Origin of the sequence: Aliiglaciecola lipolytica, from assembly GCF_018860635.1 — a bacterium.
GTDB classification, from domain to species: domain Bacteria; phylum Pseudomonadota; class Gammaproteobacteria; order Enterobacterales; family Alteromonadaceae; genus Aliiglaciecola; species Aliiglaciecola lipolytica_A.
This window is the reverse complement of record NZ_JAHKPT010000021.1, coordinates 175,133-194,133: the sequence shown is the minus strand read 5'-3', so window position 1 is coordinate 194,133 and position 19,001 is coordinate 175,133. Positions and strand designations below refer to the sequence as shown.

The window sequence follows — 19,001 nt, the reverse complement described above, 5'->3', positions numbered from 1 at the left end:
TAAGTACCTTTAACTATGAAGCAAATGGCAGTGAAAATTTAGCTGACTTCCCAGCTTCAAATCGAGACATGTCTACCCGCACGCCGTCATAACTAATCTGCACCACATCTGGAGCCCCTAACGTTACTTCGAAAGGAGCAACACCTGAAACCGTCATTACTCGGCCTTGTTTTTTCACTCCATAGGCGATTGCTTCGCCCGTTGCATCGACAAGGTTCATCCAACAATTGTCTGAAAATTCAAACACCAACTCAATGTTATCAATTGCATTTTGCTGCTGTTCAAAAGTGCTTGGGATCTCAGGCTGTTCAGCATTTAGCGCATTGATAGACTCGTCGACACCAGACTCATTTTGTTCAGGAAGATTGGCACTATCCTGCGCGATTTGCGCGCTAATGATTAAATCATCTGCTGTAGGCTGTTCCGAAATAGCATTATCTTCAGAATCAGTTTGCATATTTAAACTCGCTGTTGAGTCGCTCGCATTTTGCGTTTCGAGCGCTTCAATAACTTGGCTTGTATCTGAGCCAGTGCTGTCAGGAGAGTCTTGCTGTAACCACCAGATGACTACTAATGCTAAAAGTGCCACTACTATGCCGTAAGTTATTAACATTAATCGGTCATCACTGGCTTGTTTAGCCACTCGCTTTGAAAAGCTTTGTAATTTTGCGGGCTCTTTTTCCACTTCAGTTTGAGAAGCAAATGCTTCAAGAATGATATCTTCTTTTACATTAACTTGTTTGGCATATAACTTTAGATACCCTTTGGTGAATGTCATTGAGATTTTAGGATCGTATTCATCCGACTCTATCGCTTCAATAATATTCACTTTGAGATGTAATTTATTAGCAATATCCGCTGATTTTAGCCCAGCTTTTTCTCGCGCCTCTTTTAAAATCGCACCAGGTCCTTTGACGTTTACTGGTTGTTCTAGTTGTTCTTCTGTCATTTCTGTTCTACCGCTTGGGGATCAATCACTATCAACTTTTTTCCTACATGTATAGACGAGGCATCTGCAAGATCATTCCAATCTATCAGGCTCTGTATTTTGACATTATACTTCAACGAAATGCGATATAAATTTTCGCCTTTCTGTACAACATGATATTGCTGCACTGTCTCTTTTTTAGCTTGTGATGCTATTTCTTGTGCTGACTCTAAATCCTTGCCTTGTTGAAGGTTTTCTTGAGCTTGCATATCGTCAACTGGATAATCATCAGCAGTCGATTGTTTATTTAGCTTTTGTTGCTCTTTAGTTTTGCTTGATTGGTTTGTTTGCGCATTTACCACCGGAGTTACGGTTTTATTCACCAGCGCTTCGCTTTGTTTGTCATTATTTGGCTGCAGATTCTGGGGTTGACCATTGTCAGCATTAAGCGGATCTGAAACAGGCGTTTGCGGTACTTGATTTTCTATCTTGTTGGTATTTGGTTTGAGCTTTTTAGAGACTTTTTGAGTGCTTACTAAATTAGCTAGATTTTGTCTATTTTGAATATATTTTAATGTATTAGGATGAGACGGGTACATACCGATTAACATGTCTCCATAGCCTTTTGCTACATCATTATTATTTAAAGCTTGCTCAATGATAATTGACATCCACAAGGTGTCAGGCGTAACTCTGGAGTTTTTCTCCAAACGTCGCAAATTTAGTTTTGCCTCTTCCCACTGTTGCTGTTGCATTTGCAACTCAACGAGTAATTTTAAGGCTTTGGCTCTGGACGGCTGATGATTCAACGAGCTTTGTAGATAAGTCAAAGCGTCCTCTATCTGTCCCTGACTTTGGCTGCATAAGGCTAAATTTTCATAGGTTTCTGCGGTCGAAATATAATTTGCGCTATTAACGGCTTTAAGGAAATACTCTTTTGCTTCAACGTATTGGCCATTTTCACATAAAAAAGCACCATAAGAATTAGCAATGTCGGGGTTTTTCGGATCGAAAGCCAAGGCTTTTTGGTAGGCTTCATCAGCGAGCGCTATTTCATCTACTTGCTGATAGTAATAGGCCATACTAAAGTGCGCATCAGCAAGGCGGGGAGCAAATTTTAGGGCCTTATCTAAATTAAATTTAGCCTGACTAAAATTGCCATTTTTTAAATAAGTTAAGCCCAATGAAATTCTATTTTTAGCCGCTGCTATGGGATCGAAGTCATCACTCGCTTTAAAACCTTCAGGTAAAGGCTCGCTCACACAAGCGGAGAGAAATATCATTGCGATAATCAAAAAACTACGCATATAACTCACTTACGTTAGGGATTATTTAGATTGACCTATGCTAACTGCTTGTTGGGTACTAATCCAATTAGTTGGCAATTTTTACTGAAATTTGTTCGCCTTTCTGCTGTTTTTTCAGCATACGTTTAGTGCGATCCACCACGTCACCAACTAATTGCCCACACGCAGCATCAATATCATCACCGCGCGTTCTTCGCACCACTACTGTTATGCCGTAATCCATAAGCACTTTAGCAAAGCGATCAATTCGAGAATTACTTGAACACGTATAGGGTGATCCAGGATAAGGATTGAAAGGTATCAGGTTAATTTTACAAGGTGTCTCTTTAAGCACTTTAGCTAAAAGGTGCGCCTGATCAGTACTGTCGTTAATGCCGTTTAACATTACATACTCTACAGTTACTTTCCCCTGATTCGCATTAGACTTAGCCAAGTAGCGTCTAACACCAGCTAAAAACTCTTCAATCGGGTATTTTTTGTTAACCGGTACTATTTCATCTCGCAAATCATTGGTCGGAGCGTGCAAAGAAATTGCCAGCGCCACATCAATCATATCGCCAAGTTTATCCAGCGCTGGCACTACACCGGAGGTACTTAATGTCACTCTGCGTTTGGACAAACCAAAACCAAGATCATCCAGCATGATTTCCATCGCTGGCACCACATGTTTCAAATTCAACAATGGTTCGCCCATGCCCATCATAACAACATTGGTAATAGGTCGTTTCGCGGTGTCTTTTGATAAACCAATAGTGATTGCTACTCGCCATACCTGTCCAATAATCTCAGATACAGTCAAATTACGGTTGAAACCTTGTTGCGCGGTAGAGCAAAACGTACATTCTAATGCGCAGCCTACTTGCGAAGATACGCATAGGGTTGCGCGATCGCCATCTGGTATCCAAACAGTTTCGACTTCTTGCCCACCATCTAATTTCAACGCAAACTTGATAGTCCCATCAGTCGCATTTTGTTGATAAGCAATTTCTGGTGCACGAATTTCACAACGCTCAATTAATTTAGCGCGCAATGACTTATTGAAGTTAGTCATTTTTTCGAAGTCTGTTTCACCTTGCTGATAAATCCATTTCATCATTTGATCGGCACGAAATGGTTTTTCGCCCATAGACGCAAAGAACTCTCGCATCCCTTGGCGATTAAAATCTAACAAATTGGTTTTAGCCACTTGATGGACTACAGACATAAAACAAACAACCTCAATTAAAACTAAACGAATTGTACAATTTATAAGCTAACTTTACTACGACAAAAGGGGAGCAAAGCTCCCCTTTTGAATAAAGCTATTTGCTTATCGTGTGCGTGGGCAGATTTCTTCGTCAGAGAAGAAGTAAGCAATCTCACGAGCAGCAGATTCTGTAGCATCAGAACCGTGTACTGCGTTTTCATCAATAGAAGCAGCGTAATCAGCACGAAGAGTACCGGCTAATGCTTCTGCAGGGTTAGTAGCCCCCATGATTTCACGATGACGTAAAACAGCGTTCTCGCCTTCTAAAACCTGAACCATAACTGGGCCAGATGTCATGAAAGAAACTAGAGCACCAAAGAAAGGACGCTCACTGTGTTCTGCGTAAAATCCTTCTGCTTGTTCTTTGCTTAAATGCAACATTTTAGAAGCAACGATGCGCAAACCCGCTGACTCGAAACGATTATAGATCGCACCGATAACATTTTTTGCTACGGCGTCTGGTTTGATGATTGAAAAAGTACGTTCTAAGGCCATTGACAGGTCTCCGATTACATAAAAAAGTATTAGATAAAATTTCCGCGCGGATTATATGCAACTTTGCCCTCAATGACTAATTTATCTGACAAATTGGCTAAATATTTTTATTTAAGCTGTAACAAAAGATCAACAGTGCTGAAAGAAACACCAATAATCCCACTCGAATTTGCCATTAAAAGTCAGCTAAACGATTAATCGTCACAATTACTTCATACAAATGTAGCAAATATTTAATTTCCAACTCTTAATGTAACCGGCTGATTTCAATCACATATCGATAACGGAACAATAATGAAAGATCAGCTAAAAAAATTAAAATTAGGTCTAGTTGCCCTAGCAGTGGTAACTGCATTAGGTGGATGTACTCTTGATGGTGACGATGGTCAAGATGGCGCAACAGGTGCACAAGGTATCGCAGGGACAGATGGCACTGACGGTACAAATGGAGTTGATGGTCAGAGTTTACCTCGCGAGTTAGCGATTGAAGTGGTTGGCAGATTCTCTGCAGGTGGCGTCGAGATATACGGTAAAAGTGCCGCCGAAATTGTCCAGTTCCATGCAACATCACAATCTGCATTTGCGATTAATGCCGCTCTAAACCAAGTAGAGGTTATTTCCTTAAGCAATATACCAACGGCTGCAGTTGGCAATCCAATAATAGATACTAGCTTGACTTCACAAGCGTTCACTTTCCCAAGTAGTGTTAGCGTAAAAGATGCAGACGGTATTGATCAAACCGTGGCACTAGGTGTGGCTAATTCAATTGCTATAAACGGCGATTTGCTGGCCCTTGCTGTAGAGGGAGAAACGAAAACAGATAATGGCGCAGTATTGTTCTATTCATTAGATGCCTTAGGTCAAGGAACCTTCTTAAAAGCAGTTCTAACCGGTGCTCTACCCGACATGGTAACGTTCAGTGAAGATGGCAGTTTGGCCCTGATTGCCAATGAAGGTGAGCCTGATAGCGATTACGATGTTGACCCAGAAGGTAGTATTTCCGTTGTATCGATAACAGACATGGTTCCGGCCGATTTAGCTCAAACCATAAACTTGACTACCGACATGGTGTTCTCCAACGATACTTTAGATGACGAAGATTATGATACAGATGAAGAGCGCAGAGCATTGCTCGCATCTACAGGTGTCAAATTTGCAGGACCAGATGGCACTAGCGTAGCGCAAGATTTAGAACCTGAGTATATTGCAATGAGTGCTGATGGTAAGAAGGCCTATGTTTCACTACAAGAAGCCAATGCCATTGGTATTATTGATTTGGATGATATGACTATTGAAGTTAAAGGCTTAGGTTTCAAAGATTGGGGAACGTATGAATTAGACTTCACTAATAAAGATGAAATCCCAAGCTTTAGCAATGTACCTGGCTTATTCGGAATGTATCAACCAGACACGATTGCCACATACCAATGGAATGGCGCGACTTTTATTTTATCGGCTAACGAAGGTGACTCCAAAGATTGGGACGCATATAGCGAAGAAGTTCGTGTCGAAGATATCATTGACCCAGATGAGCTGAATATGCAGCTTTCTGATGAGTTACAAGCAATCTACGACGTTAGTGGTGCTGATGATGGTTTAGGCCGCCTCAAAGTAACCACTGCGTTAGGTGATGCGGACCAAGACGGCGTGTATGAAGCACTTTATGCTTACGGTTCTCGCTCTTTCTCAATTTGGGATCAAAGCATTAATCAAGTCTTTGACTCCGGTGATGACTTCGAAAAGATATCCGCTGCAATCTTAGGTAACGATTTCAACAGCGCGCACACCGAAAATAAAGGTGATAACCGTTCTGATGATAAAGGCGGCGAGCCTGAGGCTATTGCAGTTGGCGAAATTAATGGTCGTACCTACGCGTTTATCGGTTTAGAGCGTTCCGGTGATTTGTTCACATATGATGTCACAAACCCTTTTAATGTTGCGTTTGTTGCGCACAACAACAACCGCAATTTCGATACCGACTTCGAATTAGATGACGATTTAGAAAATCCGTGTGATGAAAATGAAGGGATGGATTGTGCAGAAGTGGCTGACTCAGGTGACCTAGGTCCAGAAAGTATCAAGTTCGTATCTGCAGGACAAAGCCCTAACGGCAATGCCCTACTCATTATCGGTAACGAAGTAAGTGGTACGGTGACGATTTATCAGGTTACTGAAATCGAATAGTTCTCAATAGATAGAGCAATACCCATAAAAAACCCCGGATTTACCGGGATGATTGAAACAAATTAGAGCCGCTATGTTGAAGTTACATAGCGGCTTTTAACTTTTTCTGAACATGTATAAACGAAAAAACACCGACCATTACGATCAGTGTTTTCAGTAAACGTGAATGGAAAAGTTTAGCTTACTTTCTAAATTTACGAGAAGCTAATCCCATTAAGCCTAAAGCTAAAATGGCTAGCGTTGTTGGCTCAGGGATATCATTTGGCTGTTCTTGCGTCACTTCGTTCAAATAAACAGCACCATCAAAGCTACCCAGTCCAGTCAAATGTGTAGTTCGAGCAAAGTTGTTTGCAATGTCATACGAATAAAGATTTCCACTAAAATCAATATCCCAATAGAGGTTTTTATCTGCATCGAAAGTAAACCCACTATCATTAACAAAAGCGCCATTATGAATTAAGCTTTGAGAACCATTTGTTCTATCTATCGAATATATATCACCGGCTCCATCATTCATCCCAACCAAATCATCTGTTACGTGATTATATGTCAAGCCACCAATACCAATGCCCATTGCAGCATTAATAGTTGTTGCCGAGCCATTACTCGTATTTAGTGAAAACAAACCTGAACCGTTTGAAAATTGAGTACCAAACAAAGTATTGGTAGTAGTATCAAAAGCAATTGCAAATAAATCGCTTATGCCGTGACTTCCAATTAATGTCGCAGCACCAGAAGTTTGATTGACAGTGTATAGATTATTGTTGTTTCTTCCACCTACCATATAAACTGTATCACTTGAAAAGTCGTAAGCCATACCACCAAAAAAAACATTTGTTCCTAATGCACCGATGGTTGATACTACAAAACTATCAGTATCAATACTAACCAACGTATCGTTTGCATTATCTACGGTCAGTATCACCCCAGCATTAACCAACCCGCTAACTGCCAAAGCTGAACCAGCAACTAAACCTTTCAAAAATCTATTATTCATTTGAGCTTTCCTATTTACTACCGATTTATTGAGCTTGGAAGGTATCCATTCAAGTGAAAAACAAACACCTGTCGAAACTTAAGCAAAAAGAATGCCGATTTAAATTAAATATTTAAAACAATAACTTAGATAAAGTATAAGGTTACATCTTTACAACCACGTAAAATAAATTGACACTGACAAAGGTACTTTATAATTGACTAAACTATGTTACGCGCACCTATAAGATAGACACCTAATCAATCTGTACTTCGTACAGAAAAATTCTCTAGCCACATAGATCGTTTCCATTCAGCTGCACTTGATTGTAGAGGAGAGTTATGGCCTAAGAAATCACGGTTAATTTAGAGTAAAAAAAGAGCCACTATTAAAAAATAGTAGCTCTAAGTTAATTCAACAGTCCGGGCTTTTTACAGGCCCAGCCTAACCCAAAAGGCTAGTGTCCTTCGCTTACTTGATTGACGGTGTATTTAGGAATTTCTACGACTAAATCTTCATCTTGAATAATCGCCTGACAGCCGAGGCGGGATTCTGGTTCGAGTCCCCAGGCTTTGTCTAACATGTCTTCTTCAAGCTCATCAGCTTCGCCTAAAGAGTCACTACCTTCGCGAATAAGCACGTGACAGGTAGTACAGGCACATACTTTCTCGCATGCATGTTCAATTCCGATACCATTTTTCAATGCTAAATCTAACACTGAAGTACCCTGCTCTCCTTCCAAAACTGCGCCATCTGGACACAACTCTGCGTGGGGTAAAAATATAATCTGTGGCATTATCGCGCTCCTTAAAACCTAAATTTCGTTAACTGAGTGGCCGGTAAGTGCCTGATTGATTGATTTATCCATTCGTCTTGCAGCAAATGCTTGGCTAATGTTGTCGACTTTTTCGATCGCCTGTTTAATGGCATCTATATCTTCGCTTTGAGCCAGCTTTAACATGGTAGACATAGCATCATCAATAGCCGCTTTTTCTTCCGCGCTGAGCAGCTCATCACCGTCTTTTTGAAGTGCACTATTCAACGTCTCTGCTACTCGTGTGGCTTCCACTTGTTGCTCTTTAAGCATTCTAGCTTGCATATCCTCTTTAGCATATTGCATTGAGGCTTTGAGCATGTCGGCCACTTCTTCGTCTTTGAGACCATAAGAAGGTTTAACCTGAATCTCGGCTTTCACACCAGTGGACTTTTCCATAGCGGTGACATTTAGTAGACCATCCGCATCAACCTGAAAAGTGACACGAATATGTGCCGCCCCAGCCGTCATTGGTGGAATACCTGTTAAATTGAATTTAGCTAACGAGCGACAATCTTTAACCAGCTCTCGCTCCCCTTGCAGCACATGCACCATCATCGCGGTTTGACCGTCTTTGAAGGTGGTAAATTCTTGCGCCTTGGCCACAGGGATAGTGGTATTTCGCGCGACAATTTTTTCGGTCAACCCACCCATGGTTTCAATTCCCAAGGATAAGGGCAATACGTCCAGTAGCAACATTTCACTGTCAGGTTTGTTGCCGGCTAATATATCAGCTTGAATGGCCGCACCTATGGCAACCACTTTGTCTGGATCGATGGAGGTTAATGGCGTTTTACCAAAAAATTCTCCCACCTTATGTCGAACCGAAGGCACTCGAGTAGAGCCCCCCACCATCACGACTTGCAGTACTTCATCGATTCCAATTTCTGCATCTTTGACAGCTCGTCTACACGCCCGTAAAGATTTTTTAATTAGTGGTTCAATCAACGACTCGAAAGTCATACAGCTAATCACCACTTGATGTGTTTCGCCGTTGTCATCTTTGAACTCAATGTCCACCGCAGAATCGTTACTGAGTGCTTCTTTAGCTTGTTTAGCGTCATCAAGTAAACGACGTCTTAAACCTTTAGAGATTTTGCCCGTTAAATTTGCTTTTTCACAAATATGTTCAAATAACAACTGGTCAAAATCATCTCCACCTAGCGCGGTATCCCCACCGGTAGCTAATACTTCAAATACACCTTTTGACAAACGCAAAATGGAAATATCAAAGGTGCCACCACCTAGATCATAAATAGCTATGACACCTTCTTGTCCAGAATCTAAACCGTAAGCTATTGCCGCTGCAGTGGGTTCATTCAACAGACGTAAAACGTGTAATCCGGCCAATTGCGCCGCATCCTTTGTGCCTTGGCGTTGAGCATCATCAAAATAGGCTGGTACAGTAACCACAGCCCCAGTGAGCTCATCTCCTAAGGAGTCTTCAGCACGGGCTTTTAGATTGCTCAAGATCTCAGCTGAAACTTGGATGGGGTTAACCACAGCACCTGGTACTTGAATGGAGATTTGCCCATCATTTGAGACAAATTCATAAGGTAAGTTCGGGTACTGACTCTGGATATCTTCCAGACTTCTTCCCATCAAACGTTTGATTGATACTATCGTGTTGGCCGGATCTAAATTTGCCGATTGTTTTGCCTGCTCACCGACAACAATTCCGTCGTTAGCATACTGAACAACTGAAGGTAAAATATGTTGACCAAGGTGGTCTGGCAATGTTTCGGGAGATCCACTTCGTACTGTAGCGACTAAAGAGTTGGTAGTACCTAGATCAATGCCAACGGCTAGTTTACGTTGATGTGGTGCAGCCGTCTGACCCGGCTCAGCAATTTGCAGTAATGCCATAATTGGTTCTAACTCGCTTTTTAATTTTAGTGAATCGCAGTCGCGCTAATCGTCAAACAATGCATCTTCTTTCAGTTCAATTTCTTTATGTAACTTATTCAAAAACTTCAATTTTCTGACTTCAGCTGCAGCTAGATTATTTGCTTCTTCGGTTTGTTTTTCGAGTAATTCTTGCAACGCTTCAAAGTGTTGTTTTGTATGTATCGCGACATCTTCATCCAGTGTTGTTAGAACCTGCTCAGGTTCCGCAGCACTCTCTATCTCGGATAACTGTTCTCGCCATTCCATTTGCTGCATTAAAAAGACCGGATCTTGCATTGTCTGCGTTTCATGTTGCAGCGAAATACCTCTTAGCTCCAACATATGTTCAGCGCGAGAAAGCGGATTTTTGAGAATTTGATAGCCGTCATTAATCTGTGCGTTTTTTTGCACAGCCATGAGTTTTTCTTGACCACCAGCGTTAGAAAATTTATCTGGATGGGTCACTTTAGCCAGCGATTGATAAACATTGGCCAATTTGGCGTTATCTATCTGATATGTTTCTGGAAGCCCAAAAAGCGCGAAGAAGTTCATAACTTTGTTTTTCTTTCAATCAAATGAATAGTACAACAGTTGCCAACAAAAGCTTTAAACATTAAAGCTTTCGCCGCAACCACACTCGCCGTTCGCATTCGGGTTATTGAATAAAAATCCTTCATTTAACCCTTCTTTAGCGAAGTCTAGTTCTGTACCGTCAAGATAAACCAAGCTTTTCGCGTCAATGATAATTTTTACACCATTGTCTTCAAATACTTCATCATCAGCGTTTAGTTCGTCGACAAACTCCAAAACATAAGCTAAACCGGAACAACCAGTAGTTTTCACGCCAAGGCGTAAACCTACTCCTTTTCCACGGCCTTCTAGAAATGTTCTAGCCCGCTTTGCAGCGGCGTCTGACACTTTAATTCCCAAAACTGGCTCCTATCACTTTCTTTATTAAGCTTTAGAATGCTTAGACTTGTAATCTTCCACAGCGGCTTTGATTGCATCTTCCGCTAAAATTGAACAGTGGATTTTTACAGGTGGCAATGCAAGCTCTTCAGCGATGTCTGTATTTTTAATTGTTACAGCTTCATCAAGCGTCTTACCCTTAACCCACTCTGTTACCAACGAACTTGATGCGATGGCAGATCCGCAACCATATGTTTTAAATTTGGCGTCTTCGATTAAACCGTTTTCACCAACTTTAAGTTGTAGTTTCATCACATCACCACAAGCAGGCGCTCCTACCATTCCAGTGGCGATAGTTGGGTCGTTTTTATCAAATCCACCAACGTTGCGTGGATTTTCGTAATGATCGATTACTTTTTCACTGTAAGCCATGTTACTTACCTCTTAAATTACGATTTCTCGCGTTAATTCCAATTTGATCGATTCACCTATTAGTGGTGAACCCATTCAACTTTAGTCAGATCTACACCGTCTTTAAACATATCCCAAAGCGGTGACATTTCACGTAGTTTGTCGATTGCATTTTGCACCACACTAACAACATGATCGATTTCTTCTTCAGTGGTAAATCTACCAATACTGAATCGAATCGAGCTGTGAGCTAATTCATCATTTAGTCCTAAAGCTCTGAGCACATAAGACGGCTCCAAACTTGCTGAAGTACAAGCTGAACCTGAAGATACTGCCATGTCTTTGAGTGCCATAATTAATGACTCACCTTCAACATAGGCAAAACTCACATTTAAGTTACCTGTTATACGCTGATCAAGATCGCCATTTAGATAGACTTCTTCGATGTCTTTTAGGCCATTCCAGAGACGGTCGCGAAGTTTTAAAATTCGCGCATTTTCTTCAGCCATTTCTTCTTTAGCAATACGGAACGCTTCACCCATACCAACGATTTGGTGAGTTGCCAACGTGCCTGAACGCATGCCTCTTTCATGTCCGCCACCGTGCATTTGGGCTTCAATTCTTACCCGCGGCTTACGACGAACATACAGGGCACCTATGCCTTTTGGACCATATATTTTGTGCGCAGAGAAAGACATTAAATCGACTTTCAAGGCCTGTAAATCTATTTCAATTTTACCGGCACTTTGCGCCGCATCAACATGAAACAAGGTTTTGTTGTCTCTACAAATTTCACCAATTTGTTGAATATCCTGAATCACACCGATTTCATTATTTACGTGCATGATACTAACGAGCACAGTATCTGGACGTAAATTCGTTTTAAATTCTTCTAAATCCAATAAACCGTTTGGTTTTGGATCCATATAAGTTACTTCAAACCCTTCTCGCTCTAATTGACGACAAGTATCAAGTACCGCTTTATGTTCAGTTTTCAGGGTAATAATGTGCTTACCTTTCTTACTATAAAAGTGAGCAGCCCCCTTAATTGCTAAATTATTGGACTCTGTTGCACCCGAAGTAAACACGATTTCTCGTGGATCAGCATTTACCAAATCAGCAATTTGATTTCTGGCAAGGTCAATGGCTTCTTCAGCGATCCATCCAAATTTATGGGAACGAGAAGCCGGATTACCGAAATTGCCTTCTAGGGTTAAACATTCCATCATTTTTTGGGCTACACGGGGATCAACCGGAGTGGTTGCCGAATAATCCAAATAGATAGGTAAATTAATATTGCTCATTTTAGGCTCCACTTATAGTTGCAAGCTAATTTCAATTTCATTTGCAACAACAGTATTAAGTTGTTTAGTTCTGTCTTGTCTTCCTGCTACAGTTTTTACGTCTTGTTTGGCCATTAGTTCACCTAACGTAATATTGTTCAGGAATTGACTAATTCGTTCACTCAAATCATGCCAGAGGCTATGAGTAAGACATCTCTCTCCACCTTGGCAATCAGAATTGCCTTGGCATCGTGTTGCATCGACTGACTCGTCTACCGCACGTATAACTTCGCCTACTGCGATTTCTTCAGGTACACGGCCTAACTTATAACCGCCACCTGGACCACGAACACTCTGTACAAGATTTTCTTTTCTTAAACGTGAGAACAATTGTTCTAAATAAGACAATGAAATTTCCTGACGCTCCGAAATATCGGCTAACGAGACCGGCCCTCTACGGGAATGTAATGCAACGTCTAGCATTGCAGTTACAGCATATCGGCCTTTGGAAGTAAGTTTCATAGAAAATACCAGTTAACAAGATACCATGAATTCTCACATACCCGACTAATTTAGTCAAGTATTAGACCTAGTAAATTAGTCAAGTATTACCAAGGAGTTGTAATTGTCAGATTGATGGGTCAAACGCGTCTTTGGCTTTTTGATAATCATCAACAAGATCAGAGTCTTGGAAGTTATCCAAATTAATAGAAGGCAAAGAATCTCCGCACACTTTCCCGCCCATTTTATTAATTTCTTTACACATTTCTTCCACTTTAGTGTCAATCAAATGTACATGATCTAACATTACACCAATGGCGTTCGCTACCGGATCGGGATTATCTGGGGCTACTGCATAGGCATCAAAACCGTATTTGCGCGCGATTTTATCACGCCGCTGATGTTTATCCTGATCTTTTTGCTGTTTTTGAACGACTATTCTGCCCGGAATACCAATAACAGTGGCATTTTCGGGTACATCCTTAACCACGACAGAATTTGATCCAACTTTTGCACCTTTATGCATAGTGATAGGACCAAGCACTTTGGCTCCAGCGCCAACGACTACATTGTCTTCTAAAGTAGGATGACGCTTGCCACCGTTCCAACTTGTGCCGCCTAGAGTCACACCGTGATAAAGTGTCACATCGTTACCAATCTCAGCCGTTTCTCCAATCACTACGCCCATGCCATGATCGATAAAAAAACGTCGACCTAGTGTTGCACCTGGGTGTATTTCAATACCGGTCATCCAACGTGAAAAGGTGGAAATGCTGCGGGCAAGCCAGAGCCAATTAGATTTCCAAAGTTTATGAGCAACACGATGTAACCAAATAGCATGCAAACCTGGATAATTAGTCAGTACCTCAAAAGTAGTACGAGCAGCAGGATCTCGATGAAATACACTTTGGATATCTTCTTTTATTCGCTCAAACATATTATTACTTTGGAAAATCCTAATCTTTGGCTTTAATCGACTTATCCACTGACGCCAAAATACCTCTTAATATATTCAGTTCTTGGGTTTCAGGACGGGCGCGATTGAATAGACGTCTTAATTTGGTCATCACCATACCGGGATGTTGCGGAATGATGAAATTCGTTTTTGATAGGGTTTGTTCCAAATGACTATAAAAACGCTCTAAATCATCGGCCAATGGGTATTCATTCGGCTCATCTTCGATACGTGATTTGTTTAAATAGGCCATCCTAATTTCGTAACACAAAGTTTGAACCGCGGCTGCTAAATTAAGTGAGCTGTACTCTGGATTCGCTGGTATACACACATGGAAATGACATTGCTGTAATTCTTCATTACTTAAACCATTGTTTTCACGTCCAAAGACCAAGGCTACTGGGTACTTTTCTACCTCACTAATCAATTTTTCTCCACACCCTCTTGGCTCAAGCATCGGCCATGACAATGTCCGTGAGCGGGCACTGGTTCCCACAACTAAACCGCAATCTTTCACCGCCTCTTCTAAGGTTGAGACAATTTTTGCATTTGCTAACACATCTCCCGCCCCCGCGGCGAGTGCGCTCGCTTTACCATCCGGCTTATCGATAGGGTCTACTAATACTAATTGACTCAAACCCATGGTTTTCATCGCTCTAGCGGTTGAACCAATGTTGCCTGTATGCGAGGTATTCACTAATACTACACGTACTTTTGCAAGCACAGAGCTGTCGAGATTAGAACCAGTATTTACAGAGTTAGACATAATTATTTTCTTTTGTTAATCACGATTTAATAAACGAACTGATTTAATAAACGCACTAAAGCAAGTTCTATACAGCCTATGATTTTAACACAATGACAGATTACTTTTTTGATAAGACTAACTCTTCAATAAGGCGAGCAGACCATCTGCCGCGCAAAACCTAAGGGCAGCGTCAGCTTGTTGGCGAACAACGGGTTTAGCATGATAAGCCACTCCCAGTGCCGCTTGCTTCATCATAACCAAATCATTGGCTCCATCTCCTAGAGCAATGGTTTGAGACGCATCGATTTGATAACGCTCAGCCAATAAATTGAGGGTGTCGGCTTTACTTTGTGCACCGATAATGTCACCTAGAACTTTTCCAGTCAGTTTACCCTCTACAATCTCTAGTTGATTGGAAATGGCATAATCTAAGCCTAAGCGTTCAGCAAGATAATCTGCAAAGAAGGTAAAACCGCCTGACGCTATCGCTAATTTCCAGTTCGCTTTTTTTAACTTTGCTAATAAACGACTGATCCCAGGGTTGATCGGAATAGCATCACGAACTTGTTTCAGAATTAACTCATCAGCTCCTTTTAAACACGCCACTCGGCTATTAAGGCTCTGAGCAAAATCAAGCTTACCTTGCATGGCTAATTCGGTTACTTCTGAGACCTGAGTCCCCACACCAGCCAATTTTGCGATTTCATCGATACACTCAATACCAATCACAGTGCTGTCCATATCCATGACTAATAACCCTGACTTTGCCAACGTAGGCCGCTGTTTTACAAGACTAATATCTACTTGGAAGCTAACCGCTGTAGATTCAATAACAGCCGCTAAGTCTGGTGAAGGTTTAATTTCAACTTCTGCTTCAAACGCGCAACCATTGCTTCCTTCATAACCAGGCTGAAATACCTGAATACTCAGCACATCTGCCAATGCCGTTTGAACCTGAAACAATTTTTCTAAATTCAAGCTTTCTGAAAATAGCACCAATTGCTGAGAACTTGCTTCACTGGTTTCAGCCAATTCAAATTGAAGCTCACATGGTAATGTGAAATTCACATTTTTATGATGAAGATTGGTCAGATACTTGGCAGATAGCCATTCTTCTTTTGATAATTTGGTCGATAGCACAATTAACCCACCGGAATATTATTTAGGACAGGGATTCTACCGAAATCAATAAGTGACGCAATAAGATATCCCTATGACATAGAACAATTAACAAGGTGCACTTAAATTCGTAAATAAAACAACAACTCATATTGGCAAACGTGACAAATTGTCTTATTGTCTTGGGCATGGATATAACAAAATTCGGATTGGCTGAATCAGCCCAAAAAGTCCCCAGTAATTACTCAATTTTTAAGCGAGTGGCAAATCTCACCTTACTGGTGGTGGCCGCTGCTATTTGCGTGAATATTTGGTTATTAAATACTGATCAATCACAAAATTGGCACAACAATCAATCTACCCAGTTAGGTCGCAGTTTAGCCAAGTTCACAGCGGATTTAATTGCGCCTCATTTGCAACAAAAGCAAAATGAACAAATTCTAAGTTACATAAACCTGCTATCCAAAGACAAACATGTCGCCGGTGTTTCAGTTTATAACCGCAATGGTGAGGTAGTTGAAAGCAACGAGCAAAATGCATCCGTATTGGCGAGCTTTTTACTCGAAGATGAGTTTCCTCTGGTATTTGTCGAAGAAGTTGTTTTAGATGACAACGTGCTGGGTTACGTGCGTTTATTACTCGATAAACAGCAAGTGATGCTATTTCACCGAGAATATCAAAACCAAATTTATAAACAGCTTTTAGTTTTGATGTTGCTTGCTGGTCTAGTTGGGCTGCTGATTACTAGGGCCTACTACAAATTACGCTTTCGCCATTATGAGAAAGTAGAGAAATCTAACCGAAAATAACAAAATGCTGTAACAGCAAACCCAAAGCTCTAATTCTTTTCGTCATTGAACGCAAAAAGTTCGCAGCTGTTAAGCGATGTTTGTTTGATGACCTGCTCTACCCCTACTCCTTTGATAGTGGCAATGTGCTGGGCTATTTCAGGCAAATACTCAGGACTATTGCGTTTCCCCTGCCGGCCGCAAATGGGCATATCAGGGGCATCAGTTTCCAACAAAACAGCGCTTAGCGGAATTTTTTTCAGTACCTCTCTAGTCTTACTCGCCCGAGGATAGGTTATGACGCCGCCAAATCCCAATTTGAATCCCAAGTCCAAGTAGCTTTGAGCTTCCTGATAACTGCCAGAAAACGCATGTATTGCACCACCTTGTTGGAATTTTTGCTGTTTTAAAGTGCGGATGATCGCATTATGAGAACGGCGGTGATGGATAATAGCCGGTAGCTTAAAGTGATTGGCGATATTGAGTTGTTCAGTGAAGAAGCTTTGTTGTTTTGTTTGATTTTGTTGGTCAGAGTCATGAAAATCAAGACCAATTTCCCCGACGGCGCGCACTTCTGGATGCTGTTCGATGAAAAGGTTAAGAGAATCGATATCGGCTTGGGCGCTTTGCTCAATAAAATAAGGATGTACACCCAACGCATACTCTAGCATTGATGTGTTGTTGCATAATTCAATAAGTGACTGCCAACGAGTCGCAAGCGTACCTGGGATAAGGATTTTATTTACACCAACTTGTAAACAACGGTTCAGAACCGCCATTCTGTCGACATCAAAGGCTTCAAAGTCTAAATGGCAGTGGCTATCAATCATTACCGCCAAAGCTCCTTTAAGGCATTAAACGTTGGATCTGCCAATCTCGACTATCAGTCTCTGAAGTACTATTAGAGTTGTCTAAGGTATAAACAAACCGATTATGTAAACGGTGTTCTCCGCCCTGCCAGAATTCGATTTCATGAGGAACAACTCGATAACCGCCCCAAAATTTAGGTACTGGAATTTCTCCAGCCGAAAATTTCTTTTTCACTTCATCAAATTTACTCATTAGCATTTGACGAGTAGAGATAGGTTGGCTTTGTTTTGATGCCCAGGCTGCAAGTTGACTTTCTTTTGGTCTAGAGAAAAAGTACTTTGCCACCTCAGCAGTGGAAAGAGGTTGTGCAACGCCGCAAATTTTGACTTGTCGTTCCATAAAATACCAAGGGAAATGCAGCGATATTTTTGAATTGTTGGCCAATTCAGTTGCTTTTCGACTCCCCAGGTTGGTATAAAAAACAAAACCTCTGTCATCCACATCTTTTAGCAACACAATACGTTGCGATGGCTGACCATCTGCGGAAACCGTTGCAACTGTCATTGCCGTTGGATCCGGAGTGCCGGAATCAATTACCAGCTTGAGCCAATGGTTAAACTGAGTTATAGGGTTTGAATCGAGATCTTCTTGACGTAACTCACCAAGATTATAATCTCTTCTGAGACCATGAATATCCGCCATCTCATTCACCTTTTCAAATTAGTTTACGAATCAAAAGACCGCAGTCTTTAGTAATTATTATCCCCGTAACCTAGACTTCTGAGCGCTCGCTCGTCATCCGCCCAGCCAGACTTAACTTTGACCCAAAGCTCTAAAAATACTTTGTTATCGAATAGGTTTTCCATATCTTTTCGCGCTTCAGCTCCAATGGTTTTCAGGCGTTGTCCGCCCTTACCTATCACCATACGCTTTTGGGTTTCACGTTCGACTAGAATCAATCCATTAATACGATAAACACCATTATCGGCCAGCAAAAACTGCTCTATTTCTACGGTCACAGAATAAGGTAATTCGTCACCAGTAAAGCGCATTAATTTTTCACGAACGATTTCTGCGGCCATAAATCGACTCGACCGGTCGGTAATGTAATCCTCAGGAAAATAAAATTCGCTTTCTGGTAAGGTTTCATGAACCATTTCTCGAAGCTCTTCTACATTGCGTCCTAGCTTAGCTGAAACTGGCATAATTTTTTCAAAGTTATGTTGTTCCTGAAGCCATTGCATATGTGTCATCAATTGGGTTTTATCTTTTACGTTGTCACTTTTATTTATTAACAACCAACAAGGTAATCCTGACTGTTTGACCTTACTCAATACCATTTGGTCATCTTCAGTCCACTTCGTACCTTCGACTAAAAACAAAACTAGACCAACTTCAGCCAATGAACTTGATGCTGCACGGTTCATCAACCTGTTTATTGCGCGTTTTTCTTCGACATGCAAGCCTGGAGTATCAACAAAAATAGCTTGATGCTGAGCTTCAGTATCTATTCCCATAATGCGGTGGCGTGTTGTTTGCGGCTTACGAGAAGTAATACTGACTTTTTGTCCTAACAGCTTATTCAGCAGCGTAGACTTACCCACATTGGGACGGCCAACAATGGCAACCATGCCACAATA

The 19,001-nt window shown here is 41.3% G+C and carries 20 protein-coding genes; 2 read left to right on the top strand and 18 right to left on the bottom strand.

Features of this window, described 5'->3' with window-relative positions:
• Positions 1-13 precede the first annotated feature (13 nt).
• The 4 genes from KO530_RS09385 to ndk form a co-directional block, all read right to left on the bottom strand.
• Positions 14-949, bottom strand: a complete 936-nt coding sequence (locus KO530_RS09385) for a RodZ domain-containing protein (protein WP_216048156.1) — start codon at positions 947-949, stop codon at positions 14-16.
• Entirely contained in the window at positions 946-2,235 is a 1,290-nt protein-coding gene (gene pilW / locus KO530_RS09380; RefSeq protein ID WP_216048155.1) for a type IV pilus biogenesis/stability protein PilW, read from the bottom strand. Before pilW ends, KO530_RS09385 begins: the two co-directional genes overlap by 4 nt.
• Positions 2,236-2,302: 67 nt before the next feature.
• Complete coding sequence (locus KO530_RS09375) at positions 2,303-3,439, bottom strand: bifunctional tRNA (adenosine(37)-C2)-methyltransferase TrmG/ribosomal RNA large subunit methyltransferase RlmN (RefSeq protein ID WP_216048154.1); 1,137 nt, start codon at positions 3,437-3,439, stop codon at positions 2,303-2,305.
• 105 nt (positions 3,440-3,544) lie between these two features.
• The gene (gene ndk, locus KO530_RS09370) at positions 3,545-3,976 is read right to left on the bottom strand and encodes a nucleoside-diphosphate kinase (RefSeq protein ID WP_216048153.1); all 432 of its coding nucleotides are present in this window, start codon (positions 3,974-3,976) and stop codon (positions 3,545-3,547) included.
• A gap of 294 nt (positions 3,977-4,270) precedes the next feature.
• On the opposite strand from ndk, the gene KO530_RS09365 reads away from it, so the two are divergent.
• Positions 4,271-6,160: a choice-of-anchor I family protein gene (locus KO530_RS09365; protein ID WP_216048152.1), complete on the top strand. Its 1,890-nt coding sequence runs from the start codon at positions 4,271-4,273 to the stop codon at positions 6,158-6,160.
• Positions 6,161-6,341: 181 nt separating this feature from the next.
• On the opposite strand, the gene KO530_RS09360 is transcribed toward KO530_RS09365, so the two are convergent.
• The 11 genes from KO530_RS09360 to serB form a co-directional block, all read right to left on the bottom strand.
• Positions 6,342-7,157 (bottom strand): PEP-CTERM sorting domain-containing protein, encoded by an 816-nt coding sequence (locus tag KO530_RS09360; RefSeq protein ID WP_252729078.1) that lies wholly within the window; start codon positions 7,155-7,157, stop codon positions 6,342-6,344.
• Between the two features lie 436 nt (positions 7,158-7,593).
• Positions 7,594-7,932, bottom strand: a complete 339-nt coding sequence (fdx, locus tag KO530_RS09355; protein WP_216048151.1) for an ISC system 2Fe-2S type ferredoxin — start codon at positions 7,930-7,932, stop codon at positions 7,594-7,596.
• An 18-nt stretch (positions 7,933-7,950) separates the two neighbouring features.
• Complete coding sequence (gene hscA, locus KO530_RS09350) at positions 7,951-9,816, bottom strand: Fe-S protein assembly chaperone HscA (RefSeq protein WP_216048150.1); 1,866 nt, start codon at positions 9,814-9,816, stop codon at positions 7,951-7,953.
• A gap of 45 nt (positions 9,817-9,861) precedes the next feature.
• The gene (hscB, locus tag KO530_RS09345) at positions 9,862-10,389 is read right to left on the bottom strand and encodes a co-chaperone HscB (RefSeq protein ID WP_216048149.1); all 528 of its coding nucleotides are present in this window, start codon (positions 10,387-10,389) and stop codon (positions 9,862-9,864) included.
• A 54-nt stretch (positions 10,390-10,443) separates the two neighbouring features.
• On the bottom strand, positions 10,444-10,767 hold the full coding sequence (gene iscA / locus KO530_RS09340) for an iron-sulfur cluster assembly protein IscA (protein WP_216048148.1): 324 nt from the start codon (positions 10,765-10,767) through the stop codon (positions 10,444-10,446).
• Between the two features lie 24 nt (positions 10,768-10,791).
• A complete protein-coding gene (iscU, locus tag KO530_RS09335) occupies positions 10,792-11,178 on the bottom strand; it encodes a Fe-S cluster assembly scaffold IscU (RefSeq protein ID WP_216048147.1) in 387 nt (128 codons plus the stop codon).
• 59 nt (positions 11,179-11,237) lie between these two features.
• Positions 11,238-12,461: an IscS subfamily cysteine desulfurase gene (locus tag KO530_RS09330; RefSeq protein ID WP_252729077.1), complete on the bottom strand. Its 1,224-nt coding sequence runs from the start codon at positions 12,459-12,461 to the stop codon at positions 11,238-11,240.
• A gap of 12 nt (positions 12,462-12,473) precedes the next feature.
• Positions 12,474-12,962 carry a Fe-S cluster assembly transcriptional regulator IscR gene (gene iscR, locus KO530_RS09325; protein ID WP_216048146.1) on the bottom strand — a complete coding sequence of 163 codons (489 nt, stop codon included), beginning with the start codon at positions 12,960-12,962 and terminating at the stop codon, positions 12,474-12,476.
• A 106-nt stretch (positions 12,963-13,068) separates the two neighbouring features.
• Positions 13,069-13,878, bottom strand: a complete 810-nt coding sequence (cysE, locus tag KO530_RS09320; protein ID WP_216048145.1) for a serine O-acetyltransferase — start codon at positions 13,876-13,878, stop codon at positions 13,069-13,071.
• Between the two features lie 19 nt (positions 13,879-13,897).
• Positions 13,898-14,662: a tRNA (cytosine(32)/uridine(32)-2'-O)-methyltransferase TrmJ gene (trmJ, locus tag KO530_RS09315; RefSeq protein WP_252729075.1), complete on the bottom strand. Its 765-nt coding sequence runs from the start codon at positions 14,660-14,662 to the stop codon at positions 13,898-13,900.
• A gap of 117 nt (positions 14,663-14,779) precedes the next feature.
• Positions 14,780-15,784 (bottom strand): phosphoserine phosphatase SerB, encoded by a 1,005-nt coding sequence (gene serB / locus KO530_RS09310; protein ID WP_216048144.1) that lies wholly within the window; start codon positions 15,782-15,784, stop codon positions 14,780-14,782.
• Between the two features lie 167 nt (positions 15,785-15,951).
• On the opposite strand from serB, the gene KO530_RS09305 reads away from it, so the two are divergent.
• On the top strand, positions 15,952-16,572 hold the full coding sequence (locus tag KO530_RS09305) for an AhpA/YtjB family protein (RefSeq protein WP_216048143.1): 621 nt from the start codon (positions 15,952-15,954) through the stop codon (positions 16,570-16,572).
• 29 nt (positions 16,573-16,601) lie between these two features.
• Here the strand turns inward: KO530_RS09305 and KO530_RS09300 are convergent, their stop codons facing one another.
• From KO530_RS09300 to era, 3 genes are read right to left on the bottom strand one after another with little or no spacing between them, the layout of a single operon-like run.
• The gene (locus KO530_RS09300; RefSeq protein WP_216048142.1) at positions 16,602-17,381 is read right to left on the bottom strand and encodes a TatD family hydrolase; all 780 of its coding nucleotides are present in this window, start codon (positions 17,379-17,381) and stop codon (positions 16,602-16,604) included.
• Positions 17,382-17,397: 16 nt separating this feature from the next.
• Complete coding sequence (gene pdxH, locus KO530_RS09295; protein ID WP_216048141.1) at positions 17,398-18,063, bottom strand: pyridoxamine 5'-phosphate oxidase; 666 nt, start codon at positions 18,061-18,063, stop codon at positions 17,398-17,400.
• Positions 18,064-18,110: 47 nt separating this feature from the next.
• Positions 18,111-18,992 (bottom strand): GTPase Era, encoded by an 882-nt coding sequence (gene era, locus KO530_RS09290; RefSeq protein WP_216048568.1) that lies wholly within the window; start codon positions 18,990-18,992, stop codon positions 18,111-18,113.
• Between the last annotated feature and the right edge of the window lie 9 nt (positions 18,993-19,001).

Coding starts and splice junctions, on each gene's coding strand:
- KO530_RS09365 (WP_216048152.1), top strand. CDS start 4,271: ATGAAAGATCAGCTAAAAAAATTAAAATTAGGTCTAGTTGCCCTAGCA.
- KO530_RS09330 (WP_252729077.1), bottom strand. CDS start 12,461: ATGAGCAATATTAATTTACCTATCTATTTGGATTATTCGGCAACCACT.
- KO530_RS09305 (WP_216048143.1), top strand. CDS start 15,952: ATGGATATAACAAAATTCGGATTGGCTGAATCAGCCCAAAAAGTCCCC.
- hscB (WP_216048149.1), bottom strand. CDS start 10,389: ATGAACTTCTTCGCGCTTTTTGGGCTTCCAGAAACATATCAGATAGAT.
- iscR (WP_216048146.1), bottom strand. CDS start 12,962: ATGAAACTTACTTCCAAAGGCCGATATGCTGTAACTGCAATGCTAGAC.
- pilW (WP_216048155.1), bottom strand. CDS start 2,235: ATGCGTAGTTTTTTGATTATCGCAATGATATTTCTCTCCGCTTGTGTG.
- KO530_RS09300 (WP_216048142.1), bottom strand. CDS start 17,381: ATGATTGATAGCCACTGCCATTTAGACTTTGAAGCCTTTGATGTCGAC.
- KO530_RS09375 (WP_216048154.1), bottom strand. CDS start 3,439: ATGTCTGTAGTCCATCAAGTGGCTAAAACCAATTTGTTAGATTTTAAT.
- iscU (WP_216048147.1), bottom strand. CDS start 11,178: ATGGCTTACAGTGAAAAAGTAATCGATCATTACGAAAATCCACGCAAC.
- trmJ (WP_252729075.1), bottom strand. CDS start 14,662: ATGTCTAACTCTGTAAATACTGGTTCTAATCTCGACAGCTCTGTGCTT.
- era (WP_216048568.1), bottom strand. CDS start 18,992: ATGGTTGCCATTGTTGGCCGTCCCAATGTGGGTAAGTCTACGCTGCTG.
- KO530_RS09360 (WP_252729078.1), bottom strand. CDS start 7,157: ATGAATAATAGATTTTTGAAAGGTTTAGTTGCTGGTTCAGCTTTGGCA.
- KO530_RS09385 (WP_216048156.1), bottom strand. CDS start 949: ATGACAGAAGAACAACTAGAACAACCAGTAAACGTCAAAGGACCTGGT.
- hscA (WP_216048150.1), bottom strand. CDS start 9,816: ATGGCATTACTGCAAATTGCTGAGCCGGGTCAGACGGCTGCACCACAT.
- ndk (WP_216048153.1), bottom strand. CDS start 3,976: ATGGCCTTAGAACGTACTTTTTCAATCATCAAACCAGACGCCGTAGCA.
- fdx (WP_216048151.1), bottom strand. CDS start 7,932: ATGCCACAGATTATATTTTTACCCCACGCAGAGTTGTGTCCAGATGGC.
- cysE (WP_216048145.1), bottom strand. CDS start 13,878: ATGTTTGAGCGAATAAAAGAAGATATCCAAAGTGTATTTCATCGAGAT.
- pdxH (WP_216048141.1), bottom strand. CDS start 18,063: ATGGCGGATATTCATGGTCTCAGAAGAGATTATAATCTTGGTGAGTTA.